The sequence below is a fragment of the Salmonella sp. 3C genome (assembly GCF_025426275.1).
GTDB lineage: Bacteria > Pseudomonadota > Gammaproteobacteria > Enterobacterales > Enterobacteriaceae > Salmonella > Salmonella enterica.
In genome coordinates this window covers 15559-28178 of sequence record NZ_CP104860.1, presented here as the reverse complement: position 1 = coordinate 28178, position 12620 = coordinate 15559, and the positions used below count along the sequence as shown (strand labels likewise).

Genomic DNA, 12620 nt, shown 5'->3' with positions numbered 1-12620 from the left:
GGTGGAGTCCGGCGAGGTCGCCTTCCATGCCCTGACTGGCATAAAATAGGTAAATAAATTCCGTACTTGTATTGACCTTTAAGGCATAATCACCGATAATTAAATCATCGGGAGGCAATACCGCCGCCCGAAAAATTGCCGGTATCGGCTTAAAGAGGAAGTATCATGGAAACTATCGAAATCACCGCCCGCTACATTTCTGAAAACGCCCGCATGAACTTCATGCCTGCGGCATTTCGTGGCGCTTTCTTCAGCGCAGATCACTTCATTCAGTCCTTTCTGAATCGTTACGCTAAAGACTACCAGGGAGGGTATTGGGAATACCTTCAGGCCAGCAATGGCGCGTTTTTTATGGAAGCGCCCCAACCTCTTTGGCTCTCGTTACCTAACTATTTTGAAGGTGAATGCAGCGCGCGCGAAGTAGGGATTATTGTTTGTCTGTATGCCTACAGTTACTTTTGCGGGCTGGCATATGAAGAAGGCAAAGCCGAACTGAACGAAACGATGGCTAACCGGTATCACCTGTTGCGGGAGTACGTTAATACGCTGGAGAACGAAAGCCAGAATCGTATTTATCGTGCCATTGATTAACTGATAACCAGGCGGGCAAAGCCCGCCTTATCGTGACTGTCACGCTCAGGGGAAACTATGTTAGCGACACTTCAACACCCTACCGTCTGGCAATTGCCAGATCGGTTAATGCTTTTGGAACTGTTAATGTTCGATTACCGAAATTCCGATCAGGAGCGCTACGGCCAGCAAATCTATCACCACTATCGTAAACAGGGTAATCATCGCTGGGATACTTCTGTTCATCAGGATAGCGGCGGCCAATACGCGATTATTTTCCGGCACTCCTTCAGCAAAAAACAGGCTGATGGCGTTAAGCGAACGATGATCCGCGATGAAACCGTTATACGGGCAGGTACGGCGCAGGAGCTGACAGAAGCGACATTTCCCGACTTCCAGGATAGCGATATTCTGAAGGCGTCGGATTTCTTTAAGTCGCTTATCCAGCGCAAAGCGGCAGACGTAACACAAACCGATATTTGAGGATCAGCGATGCTGAACAAAACCGAAAACAACACCAACATTAGTAGTATCAACCCCTGTTCTACAGAGAGCCTAATAGCCGTGACGGGAAATGATGGAGAGACGCATATCATTCAGCGTGAGTTAATATCCCACTCTGTTGAAGGGCATGAAGCCACAATCATTCACCTTGTAACCGGGAAGTCGATAAGGGTTTCTTTGCCATCTGAAATTCTGGCAAAAAAACTAGGCATTACCGTGTCTGAATAACGGGTTTTGTTGCTTGTTATAAGGTTTTATCTGTGTGTGGCAGAGTTCTAAAAAGGGAAACGTGAGAGATTCTGAATACGATTAGTATAACGGAAATCGTGTTGAGTGTGCTTCTTGCGGGCGCTTTGGGGCCGGTTTTATTACGTCGAAAAAAAGGTCTGCTGTTACTGTTGTTGATTCTGGTCTGCACGATACTTTTGCTTCATGGTGTCACTACGATTTACTGATGTGGTCGAAAATCTTTAAAAGCGAACCCCCGGACGTCACCCCTCCGGGGCCGTTCTGCTGTGCTGCGCATCGAGCCGCTACGCGTCTCGCCCCGCTCACGCGGGCAGCTGCCACTGACGCCTCCGGCCTGCGGCCTCCGCGCTCCGCTTGGCAACCCCTTCCCCTGCTGCCGCTCATTTCCCTTTCAGCCTCCTATCATGATTCGTCTCCTGCATTATCCGTGGATTGTGCAGCTCAGTGGGGCGCTGGCCGTGACGGTGCGGTGTCCCCCGTAACCGGCCGCGCGGCGGCCGCTAACTCGCAGTACGGCGCCGCGACCCGCAGGCGGCCGCCGTACCCGCGCGCAGGCGCGCGGCGCCCACTGCGCACCCCCGTGGGGGACGTGCGGCAGCTGCGTGGCGGCGGGCTGGGTTATGGCTTAGCAGGGAGGGGGGTTGGCCTGTTGCTCCGGTCAGTCCCGCAGTTTCCGGCGATTTTCGGCCGGTGTCCGGTGGAGTCCGGCGCGGTCGCCTTCCATGCCCTGACGGGCATAAAAACAGGTAAATAAATTCCGTACTTGTATTGACTTTTAAGGCGTAATCACCGATAATTAAATCATCGGGAGGCAATACCGCCACCCGAAAAATTGCCGGTATCGGCGCTTTAAGGAGTACACCATGACTGATATTACGACCCCTTCTGTTTATGTTGGCACTTACCATAAATACAACTGCGGAAGCATTGCGGGAGCCTGGCTCGATCTGACCGATTTTGATAGCTCAGAGGAGTTTTACGAGCGCTGCCGCGAGTTACACGCAAATGAGGCTGATCCAGAATTTATGTTCCAGGATTGGGAGGGTATTCCGTCTGATATGGCGTCAGAGTGCCATATCAACTGGGATTTTATTAACGGCTTTAAACAAGCCCGCGAGGAAGGAAACGAAGCGGCGTTTGTGGCCTTTGTTGATCTGTTTAATAGCACTGATTTCGACCTGTTTAGAGATGCCTATATGGGCGAAGCTAAGGACGAAGAAACTTTTGCAGAGGAATACCTGAATGATAGCGGTCTACTGAATGAAATTCCTGAATCCGTAGCCCGATATTTTGACATCGTAGCCTATGCGCGGGATCTGTTTATTGGGGATTTCAGTTTACATGACGGACACGTATTTAACATGACTTGCTGAAACCTAGTCCCCCGCCACGCGGGGGATATTAAACACCGCTCTAATTAATCGCCGGTATCGGCAAACAGCCATCTGGGCGGCTGCGCCGCCCCTTTGCTGCTGCTTGCCGGTGATCTCTACAGCTCATGTTCTGCCATTGCGCTAAATCCTGATGCCACACCGGGCGTTACCCCTTCGGGGTCGCTCTGCTGTGCTGTGCATCGAGCCGGTTCCCGTCTCGCCCCGCTTACGCGGGCAGCGGCCGCTAACGCCTCCGGCCTTCGGCCTCCGCGCTCCGCTTGGCAGGCCACACCCTGCGCCGGACTCGCCCGGCCGCAAGCGGCCGCCCCGCCCCTTCGGGGTGCCAACGCCCTTCAGGCGTCGGCATCCTTTGCCAGTGCGCTATTGTGTTATCCGTGGATTGTGCAGCTCAGTGGGGCGCTGGCCGTGACGGTGCGGTGTCCCCCGTAACCGGCCGCGCGGCGGCCGCTAACTCGCAGTACGGCGCCGCGACCCGCAGGCGGGCCGCCGTACCCGCGCGCAGGCGCGCGGCGCCCACTGCGCACCCCCGTGGGGGACGTGCGGCAGCTACGTGACGGCGGGCTGGGTTATGGCTTAGCAGGGAGGGGGATTGGCCTGTTGCTCCGGTCAGTCCCGCAGTTTCCGGCGATTTGCGGCCGGTGTCCGGTGGAGTCCGGCGCGGTCGCCTTCCATGCCCTGACGGGCATAAAAACAGGTAAATAAATTCCGTACTTGTATTGACTTTTAAGGCATAATCACCGATAATTAAATCATCGGGAGGCAATACCGCCACCCGAAAAATTGCCGGTATCGGATCACTAAGGAGTAAGCATGACCACTGTTACCACCCCTTCCCAGCTGAAAAAAGAAGTCGAATCTCAGAAAGAATTATTGCTGCGCGCCTGCCTCGAAGCGTTCAACCAGCTGCCTAATCAGCGCCTGCAAGGCGCTTTCACATCGACGTATGCACTGGCGGCAAAATTAGACCAGCTGCTGCAACAAACTAAATAGCACTGACGACCCGGCCAAGCCGGGTCTTTAACAGAAAGATCGAGGACAAACGACATGACCACACAAACCCTTGAGCAGACTCTTGAAGATTTTCGTCGCCAGTGTGAGAGTTTTGCGCGCAAACAGCAGCCCCGCTGCGGCCTAATTTATGAACTGTATCAGCGCCGCCTGAGCGCGGATATTGACGGCTATCTTGCTGGCGTTCCGGCCGAGTATCGGGAAGAACTGATCGCGGTAGCGCGGCGTGAATTTGACTATCTGACCCAAGACGAGATCGCGGAAGAAATCCGGCAGGATCGGGAAAACGATTATTGCAGCCACGGTATTGAGCGTAATTGTTGCCCGCTGGGCTGCGGAGATCTAGACGATTACTGAGCCGCCGAAAGAAAAAAACCCGGATTGACCGGGCTTTTTTCTTTCCGCTGCGCGGCCGTTTCAGTTATTACTCCGCGCTGCTTTTGGCTATTTCTGTATAGCACAATACACTACACATTAAGCTCGTTTGCTTCGACGGCTAGCCAGCAGTTAAAGGTTTCGCTCTGCCGTTCGCCGCCGCAACCTCCCTCCGCTTTCAGCTTTCCGCAAGCCTGGCATTTCCCCAGCTGCGCCTTTTGCTCCTGCCACTGTTGCCAGTTTCGGATCAGCAGCAGTTGGAAAAACTCATTCGTTGAATAGGCTGTTCGTCCTGGACGGCGAACCCGGCAAAGCTCCTGTAACATTGCTTCTTCCTGTTTTGTTAGCGTGACTGTCACGCTAGCGCCTTCCTCTTTGAGTCGCGCGCGGCGCCGGGCCTGGCGAATACGGGCTTGTTCACGCTGTCGGTCATTCATATTTTTCCTCCACGTGACTGTCACGTTGAATTAAACTGGGCATTACCCCTGCGGGGCCGTTCTGCCGTGCTGCGCATCGAGCCGCTACGCGTCTCGCCCCTTCGGGCGGCGGCCACTAATGCCTCCGGCCTGCGGCCTCCGCGCTTCGCTTGAAAAAAAACCGGGACATGCCCGGTTTACATTATCTCAGTAGAATTATGGCTATCGCGGCACCCACGGCGGCGCCCACAATAGTGCAGCCAGCTGTAATAAAAAGGATCTGACGGGTTAACGTCTCAGCTCTGGACGCCTGCGCGCGGCGGAACTTCGTCAGAAATTCCTCACGCGCCTTAGCATCATCACTAATTGCCAGGCTAATTGAACGCTGGTTTTCTACTAAAGTCCGTTTAAGAGAGTCTGCCGTCTCTCCTAAACTTTCGGTGTCTTTTGCCAGCTTTTCCGAAAGCGCAGAAAGTATCTCAGTCATTTCTTTCTGACTTGCGGTGATTTCCTTCGCGTCACCTAAAAACCAATCCATCAGAACTTCAAATTTATCTGGCTGCTTTTCCATTTTATTCTCCCATTAAAGCCGCATATGCTTTATCGAGATTAGCTTTAACAGGAATTGCCTGTTTCATGTAGGTATAACGGCGGGCCAGTTTTTTGCGCTCGTCAGCATCCGTTGTTTGTTTAGCGCGGGCTTTAAATTCTTCTGGATCTTCAGCGGTCAATGCTTCGAATGAGATACGGTGATACGCGAGATATTCGAAAACTTCACTGTTATAAATAACAGATTTCTTGCTGATTTTGCCAATTTTCGTTCGTTTGACAAATTCAAATACCGGCGCCAGTACATCCTCTACTTCACTATCTGGACTAATGCGGTTTGGAACAAAGATGATTTTATCGCTGCTTACACCTGCCTTACTTAACGTATGTGCTGTTTTCATGCTTTCATCAATGGCCTTATTATCAGGCGTAACCGGGATTACATACTTATCAAATTCATTCGCGCCACTGTCAAAGCGGGACATTGCCATCAGGAACGCTTCTACGTTTGACGCACCAATATCAATAATCCCGGCATCTTCAAAAACAATATCTTCAATCAACCGTGAAAAGTCATCACCTTTAAAAATGGAAACATTCTCAATCCCCAGATCGGAAGCAGACTGGTTGATAGTTTCAACCGCATAGAATTTTGCTCCAGTCAGACGCGGGGCTAACAGGTAGGATGAAATTAAGGTTTTACCAACGCTGCCACTGTAATTAATTACCGCTACTTTCATAAATCACCTCAGAATTTTTTGTTGAACATCTTAGGGTCGAAATCTTCACTGATTTTATTGAAGAACTCTTTATCAATAATGCCGGGACTTTCTTTTTTTTCACTTCCTTGCGGTTCAGGCTCAGGCGGCGTTTGTGTATTGTGCAATACACTTTCCTCTGCACCTTTCTCGCTACCTCCATTTTGTGTATTGTGCAATACACTATCTTCATTGTTCGGCATCCTTCCATGTGTATTGTGCATTCCATTTTTCCGGATTTGCCGCGCTCTATATAGGGACGTATCAAAGCTACGAACGTTCACACCTTCCAGGCCGAAGCGTTCAGAAACTGCTTTATAAATTTCCGCCCTGGAAACTCCCAGTGACATCATTTCTTCTATTTCCGGCAACATCAACTGAAGTGCCGCCCTGATACTTTTGGGCTTCATAGTACCCTCATTTAGAATGATGTAATTTTGATGTATTTCTGATGTATTTATGATGTATTTTTGATGTACTTTTGTTGTACTGGCTACCTCATGACCAGATAATGATGTAATTCTGTTGTACTGTCAACCTTCAAGTGATGTACTTTTGATGTAATTTTGATGTACTTTTGTTGTAATAGTGTTGTACTGGTATTCATGCAAGCATGAATACGGAATATTGAACGCTTTTTAGTCAGTTAGTCCTTAACCTACGTAGATCGCTCCTACCAAAAAAGATGATTTTTTATCCCTTAACCTGCTATACACCTAACGCAGCGCGATAAATCACGCTATCACACTGATTTAAAAAATAAAAAAATAAATAGCGTCAATATTCGGTAATAATTAGGTATTAAAAACACCTAATAACTCATTGTTTTATAATGAGTTTGCTTTATTACTTTGGTAATACTAAGATTTCAGCTTGTTAGATCCCAATCTTTTGTTTAAGAAATGCACAATGTGAGGACTGAATGCCAATAATAACCGCAAAAGTATCAGATGAACTTTTGGCCTATATAGACCTGGTTTCAGGAGGTAATCGGTCAGATTATCTGCGGCGCTGCCTTGAAGCTGGCCCAGGTGATCGGGAGTCCGGGTTGAAAATAGTTGCCGACCGGCTGAGCGACGTAAATCGCAAACTGGATTATCTTTTTGACCGTGCTTCAGATGCGGATTTTGGCCCACTGCGCGATGAGCTGAAGGCAATAACCGAAACGCTATCTGGCGTAAAATTCCCACCGGCAGGACAGATGATGTTGCATGAATCACTCGCTATTGAAACGCTAATCCTCCTGCGCTCGATAGCAGAACCGGGCAAAACCAAAGCGGCAAAAGCAGAGGTTGAACGTAACGGCTACAAAGTCTGGGAACCAAAAAAGGAGCGCTGAAATGGACGATAGAGAAAGAGGCTTAGCATTTTTATTTGCAATTACTTTGCCTCCAGTGATGGTATGGTTTCTAGTTGCAAAATTTACCTACGGTATTGATCCATCCACGGCTAAATACCTGATTCCGTATCTGGTTAAGAATACTTTTTCGCTATGGCCTTTATGGTCAGCTTTAATTGCAGGCTGGTTTATTGGTGTTGGCGGTCTGATCGCTTTTATCATTTATGATAAATCACGCGTGTTTAAAGGCGAAAGATTCAAAAAGATTTATCGTGGTACAGAGCTTGTTCGCGCCAGAACACTCGCTGATAAAACACGCGAAAGAGGTGTCAACCAGTTAACCGTGGCTAATATCCCCATACCTACATACGCTGAGAACTTGCATTTTTCGATTGCCGGTACAACCGGTACTGGTAAAACCACAATTTTCAATGAACTGTTATTTAAGAGCATCATTAGAGGCGGCAAAAATATTGCTTTAGATCCAAATGGGGGGTTCTTAAAGAATTTCTATCGTCCCGGCGATGTTATTTTAAACGCCTATGATAAACGCACTGAAGGCTGGGTGTTTTTCAATGAAATTCGCCGTTCATATGATTACGAGCGCTTAGTGAACTCTATTGTTCAGGAAAGCCCTGATATGGCTACTGAAGAATGGTTCGGCTATGGCCGTCTTATTTTTAGTGAAGTTTCGAAAAAACTTCACAGCCTATACAGCACAGTAACTATGGAAGAAGTTATTCACTGGGCCTGTAACGTTGACCAGAAAAAATTAAAAGAATTTTTAATGGGGACGCCTGCCGAAGCTATTTTTTCCGGGTCTGAAAAAGCAGTTGGAAGCGCGCGATTTGTTCTCAGTAAGAATCTTGCCCCACATTTGAAAATGCCGGAAGGTAATTTTTCCCTGCGTGACTGGCTTGATGATGGAAAGCCGGGAACCCTGTTTATCACCTGGCAGGAAGAAATGAAAAGGTCACTTAATCCGCTAATTTCCTGCTGGCTGGATTCGATTTTTTCTATCGTGCTGGGTATGGGTGAAAAAGAAAGCCGCATTAATGTATTTATTGACGAGCTGGAATCACTCCAGTTTCTGCCAAACCTCAACGATGCACTGACCAAAGGGCGTAAAAGCGGTCTGTGTGTTTATGCTGGCTATCAAACCTATTCTCAGCTGGTTAAGGTTTATGGTCGGGATATGGCTCAGACCATTCTGGCTAACATGCGTTCTAACATCGTGCTGGGCGGCAGCCGTCTCGGTGATGAAACGTTGGATCAAATGTCGCGCTCACTCGGTGAGATAGAAGGCGAAGTTGAGCGTAAAGAATCCGATCCTCAGAAGCCCTGGATTGTCCGTAAACGCCGCGACGTTAAAGTTGTTCGTGCCGTAACGCCTACCGAAATATCAATGTTGCCAAACCTCACCGGCTATCTGGCGTTGCCTGGTGATATGCCCGTCGCTAAGTTCAAGGCTAAACACGTTAAATACCATCGCAAAAACCCTGTTCCTGGCATTGAACTGAGGGAGATCTGATGCTTGATATAACCACGATTACCCGCCAGAACGTCACTAGCGTTGTGGGCTACTACTCTGATGCAAAGGATGATTACTACAGTAAGGATTCATCATTCACGTCCTGGCAGGGAACCGGAGCTGAAGCCCTCGGCTTGTCCGGGGACGTTGAATCAGCCCGGTTTAAAGAGCTGCTTGTCGGTGAGATAGATACCTTCACGCATATGCAGCGACACGTGGGTGATGCCAAAAAAGAGCGTCTGGGCTACGACCTGACGTTTTCAGCGCCTAAAGGGGTATCCATGCAGGCGCTGATACACGGCGATAAAACCATTATCGAGGCTCATGAAAAAGCTGTTGCCGCTGCTGTGCGTGAAGCTGAAAAACTCGCGCAGGCCCGGACGACTCGCCAGGGGAAATCAGTAACCCAGAATACCAATAACCTTGTCGTCGCTACTTTCCGCCACGAAACGTCCAGGGCGCTAGATCCTGATTTGCACACACACGCTTTTGTCATGAACATGACCCAGCGCGAGGACGGCCAGTGGCGCGCGCTCAAAAATGATGAGCTGATGCGTAACAAAATGCACCTGGGCGATGTTTACAAACAGGAGCTGGCGTTGGAGTTGACCAAAGCCGGTTATGAGCTGCGTTACAACAGCAAAAATAACACGTTCGATATGGCCCATTTTTCAGATGAACAGATTCGCGCTTTTTCCCGCCGGTCGGAGCAAATTGAAAAGGGACTCGCTGCAATGGGTCTGACGCGGGAAACCGCCGATGCTCAGACGAAAAGCCGCGTCTCGATGGCTACGCGTGAAAAGAAAACAGAGCATTCCCGTGAAGAAATTCACCAGGAATGGGCCAGCCGCGCCAAAACGCTCGGCATTGATTTTGATAACCGTGAATGGCAGGGACACGGTAAACCTCTGGAGGCTGATATAGCGCGCAACATGGCCCCGGATTTTACCAGCCCGGAGGTTAAAGCTGACCGGGCTATCCAGTTTGCAGTTAAGTCGCTGTCAGAGCGCGATGCCAGCTTTGAACGCCAGAAGCTGATTCAAATCGCTAATAAGCAGGTGCTGGGCCATGCCACAATAGCCGATGTTGAAAAAGCGTACCTGAAGGCGGTACAGAAGGGCGCCATCATCGAGGGCGAAGCCCGGTATCAATCAACTCTGAAGGTCGGTGCTTCAGTTATGGCCGAAACTCTGACGCGCAAAGAGTGGATCGACTCGCTGACGAATAGCGGGATGCGTGCGGATAAAGCCCGTTTTGCGGTAGATGATGGTATTAAAAACGGCAGGCTTAAAAAGACCAGCCACCGCGTCACTACCGTGGAGGGTATTCGCCTTGAGCGTTCCATTCTGACTATCGAATCACGCGGCCGGGGGCAGATGCCGCGACAGCTGACCGCAGAGATTGCAGGCCAGCTGCTTGCCGGGAAAACCCTCAAGAAGGAGCAGATGCGCGCGGTTACAGAAATTGTGACGAGCAAAGATCGGTTTGTGGCCGCACATGGTTACGCCGGTACCGGTAAAAGCTATATGACGATGGCCGCTAAAGAGCTGCTGGAGTCACAAGGGCTGAAGGTCACGGCGCTGGCCCCCTATGGGACACAGAAAAAAGCGCTTGAAGATGATGGATTACCGGCCCGCACCGTTGCCGCTTTCCTCAAAGCGAAGGATAAAAAGCTGGATGAAAAATCAGTCGTATTCATTGATGAAGCCGGGGTTATACCCGCCCGACAGATGAAACAGCTGATGGAGGTAATCGAGAAGCATAACGCTCGCGCGGTATTCCTGGGGGATACGTCACAGACGAAAGCGGTAGAAGCCGGTAAGCCTTTTGAGCAGCTGATTAAAGCAGGTATGCAGACCAGCTACATGAAAGACATTCAGCGACAGAAGAATGAAGTTTTGCTTGAGGCGGTTAAGTATGCCGCTGAAGGTAATGCCGCGCGCGCCCTGAAAAATATCACCGGCGTGAACGAACTGAAGGAAGAAGCGCCCCGACTCGCTCAACTTGCCGATCGCTACCTGTCTCTGTCCTCAGAACAACAGGATGCCACCCTGATAATCTCTGGTACGAACGCCTCACGCAAAACCCTCAATGACTACATCCGGGGCAATCTGGGGCTTGCCGGAACCGGCGAAACGTTCACGCTACTTGACCGCGTGGATTCGACACAGGCGGAACGCCGCGACAGCCGTTATTTCAGTAAAGGGCAAATCATTATCCCCGAACAGGATTACAAAAATGGTATGAAGCGGGGCGAGTCTTACCAGGTTCTTGATACCGGGCCGGGCAACAAATTGACGGTTGAAAGCATCAGCGGTGAGCAGATCGCTTTCAGCCCGCGTACACACACCAAGCTGTCTGTATACCAGGCAGTCAGCGCCGAACTGGCGCCGGGCGATAAGGTTATGGTAACGCGTAACGATAAAACGCTGGACGTTGCCAACGGCGACCGCTTCACGGTGAAAACCGTGGAGGGTGAAAAACTGACGCTTGAGGACAAAAAAGGGCGCACGGTTGAGCTGGATAAAAAACAGGCTTCTTATCTTTCCTATGCTTATGCAACCACCGTCCACAAATCCCAGGGGCTTACCTGTGATCGCGTGTTGTTCAACATAGATACCAAATCGCTTACCACTTCTAAGGACGTTTTTTATGTTGGTATTTCGCGTGCGCGTCATGAGGTGGAAATTTTTACCGACGATAAAAAATCTTTGGCATCGAGCGTGAGCCGCGACAGCCCGAAAACCACGGCCGCAGAAATTGACCGTTTCTTTGGGCTTGAGGCCAGGTTTAAGGATATTGGCCGCGATACCAGTTTAGAAACCCGATCAGCTGAAAAAGGTCTGCCAGAAGCCACGGGGGAAAGCATGGCGTTTAACCAGAAACCCGATGAACATAACATGACAACCGGCACTGATTATCAGCCGGTGAGCAACGCAGAGGACGCCTTTCATCTTAAGCAGAACCCTATGGATGATTCCGTTGGCCTGCGGCGTCATGAAGCACAGCAAAATGATGCAGAGCTGGCCCATGATTATGCTGCTGCCGACGATCAGCAGTGGAGCGCGCAGGAGTATGCCGATTACGAGCATTATGCCGAAGCATCCGACTACGACTTTGACAGCAGCATTTACGACGATTACGCCATGCCGCAGACGTCTCAGGCGGAACAGAGCCATACCGGAAAAGAACACACCCATGAGCATGAGCATGAAGAAGGGGGCCATGAAATCTGATGGAGCAGATCGACAAGCGCAAGCAGGATAAACTGAAGTTCGACCGGGTAATTAATCTGGCGCACAGACTGCCGCAACCGGCGATCCATGACTTACTACGCGCGCTGATACTGCCAATTCAGGCCGATTACTTGCTGGCCGTTGGCACGGAGGGCCAGGACGCGCGCCCGGACATGAACGAGCGCGAGTTCTTCTTCACAAAAATCATCTGGGCGATGGATTACACGCACATGAAATCACTCAGGCTTGCAGCTGAAGATTTTCCCCTGGCGCTTGCGACGGCCAAGATCCTGCCGTGGCCGTGGGGTGAATCAAGCTACCGGAGTGCTTTAGCCGATATAGGCAGCGCTAAGGGCAATCCGTGGGTACAGGATATTAACCACCGCGTTACTTTGTGGTTGCCCTGGCGGATAGGCTTTGTACGAGGAGGGAATCATTCTATTGCCAGCGGCGTTCTGGCCGGTGAGGGTGAGGTAATACCCGATACGGTTTATGATATGCGGTATTTGCTCGATATTGTCAGCACTGACGGGTATTACTGGTACATGAGCGGGAAGATCTGCGAGAGAGTCAGTGACTACCGTACAGCCGCCTTTTTTGAAATAGGCCGCCTGCTTACACTGTGATTCCTTCAAAATATCTCAACGAAATTTCCCGACACCTGTTTAAGCTATCTTGCTGATATTTCTGT

14 protein-coding genes are annotated in these 12620 nt (G+C 50.1%); 10 read left to right on the top strand and 4 right to left on the bottom strand.

Going from position 1 to position 12620, the window contains the following annotated elements:
• The first annotated feature begins 165 nt into the window (after positions 1 to 165).
• The 6 genes from ardB to ccgAII all read left to right on the top strand — a co-directional run bounded on the left by ardB (position 166) and on the right by ccgAII (position 4082).
• A complete protein-coding gene (ardB, locus tag N7E69_RS24350) occupies positions 166 to 591 on the top strand; it encodes an antirestriction protein ArdB (protein WP_000447669.1) in 426 nt (141 codons plus the stop codon).
• 57 nt (positions 592 to 648) lie between these two features.
• A complete protein-coding gene (gene ardR, locus N7E69_RS24345; RefSeq protein WP_000881514.1) occupies positions 649 to 1053 on the top strand; it encodes an antirestriction protein ArdAB regulator ArdR in 405 nt (134 codons plus the stop codon).
• Positions 1054 to 1062: 9 nt separating this feature from the next.
• A complete protein-coding gene (locus tag N7E69_RS24340; RefSeq protein WP_047642100.1) occupies positions 1063 to 1302 on the top strand; it encodes a hypothetical protein in 240 nt (79 codons plus the stop codon).
• 884 nt (positions 1303 to 2186) lie between these two features.
• On the top strand, positions 2187 to 2696 hold the full coding sequence (locus tag N7E69_RS24335; RefSeq protein WP_000129958.1) for an antirestriction protein ArdA: 510 nt from the start codon (positions 2187 to 2189) through the stop codon (positions 2694 to 2696).
• 831 nt (positions 2697 to 3527) lie between these two features.
• Positions 3528 to 3707, top strand: a complete 180-nt coding sequence (gene ccgAI / locus N7E69_RS24330) for a protein CcgAI (protein WP_000214483.1) — start codon at positions 3528 to 3530, stop codon at positions 3705 to 3707.
• A 54-nt stretch (positions 3708 to 3761) separates the two neighbouring features.
• On the top strand, positions 3762 to 4082 hold the full coding sequence (gene ccgAII, locus N7E69_RS24325) for a protein CcgAII (RefSeq protein WP_000211833.1): 321 nt from the start codon (positions 3762 to 3764) through the stop codon (positions 4080 to 4082).
• Between the two features lie 110 nt (positions 4083 to 4192).
• Here the strand turns inward: ccgAII and N7E69_RS24320 are convergent, their stop codons facing one another.
• From N7E69_RS24320 to stbA, 4 genes are all read right to left on the bottom strand, one after another.
• On the bottom strand, positions 4193 to 4537 hold the full coding sequence (locus tag N7E69_RS24320; RefSeq protein WP_000999874.1) for a hypothetical protein: 345 nt from the start codon (positions 4535 to 4537) through the stop codon (positions 4193 to 4195).
• 181 nt (positions 4538 to 4718) lie between these two features.
• Positions 4719 to 5087 carry a plasmid stabilization protein StbC gene (gene stbC, locus N7E69_RS24315; protein WP_000414913.1) on the bottom strand — a complete coding sequence of 123 codons (369 nt, stop codon included), beginning with the start codon at positions 5085 to 5087 and terminating at the stop codon, positions 4719 to 4721.
• Position 5088: 1 nt separating this feature from the next.
• On the bottom strand, positions 5089 to 5805 hold the full coding sequence (stbB, locus tag N7E69_RS24310) for a StbB family protein (protein WP_000861577.1): 717 nt from the start codon (positions 5803 to 5805) through the stop codon (positions 5089 to 5091).
• A gap of 8 nt (positions 5806 to 5813) precedes the next feature.
• A complete protein-coding gene (stbA, locus tag N7E69_RS24305; protein WP_000802909.1) occupies positions 5814 to 6233 on the bottom strand; it encodes a plasmid stabilization protein StbA in 420 nt (139 codons plus the stop codon).
• 638 nt (positions 6234 to 6871) lie between these two features.
• Between stbA and N7E69_RS24300 the strand changes: the two genes are divergently transcribed.
• The 4 genes from N7E69_RS24300 to N7E69_RS24285 are packed head-to-tail and all read left to right on the top strand — an operon-like array spanning position 6872 to position 12555.
• The gene (locus N7E69_RS24300) at positions 6872 to 7162 is read left to right on the top strand and encodes a hypothetical protein (protein ID WP_000706094.1); all 291 of its coding nucleotides are present in this window, start codon (positions 6872 to 6874) and stop codon (positions 7160 to 7162) included.
• Between the two features lies 1 nt (position 7163).
• Complete coding sequence (locus N7E69_RS24295) at positions 7164 to 8693, top strand: type IV secretion system DNA-binding domain-containing protein (protein WP_000342688.1); 1530 nt, start codon at positions 7164 to 7166, stop codon at positions 8691 to 8693.
• Entirely contained in the window at positions 8693 to 11929 is a 3237-nt protein-coding gene (gene mobF, locus N7E69_RS24290) for a MobF family relaxase (RefSeq protein WP_000884352.1), read from the top strand. The genes N7E69_RS24295 and mobF overlap by 1 nt, the downstream gene beginning before the upstream one ends.
• Positions 11929 to 12555 carry a DUF6710 family protein gene (locus N7E69_RS24285; RefSeq protein WP_000434930.1) on the top strand — a complete coding sequence of 209 codons (627 nt, stop codon included), beginning with the start codon at positions 11929 to 11931 and terminating at the stop codon, positions 12553 to 12555. The genes mobF and N7E69_RS24285 overlap by 1 nt, the downstream gene beginning before the upstream one ends.
• Positions 12556 to 12620: the final 65 nt, after the last annotated feature.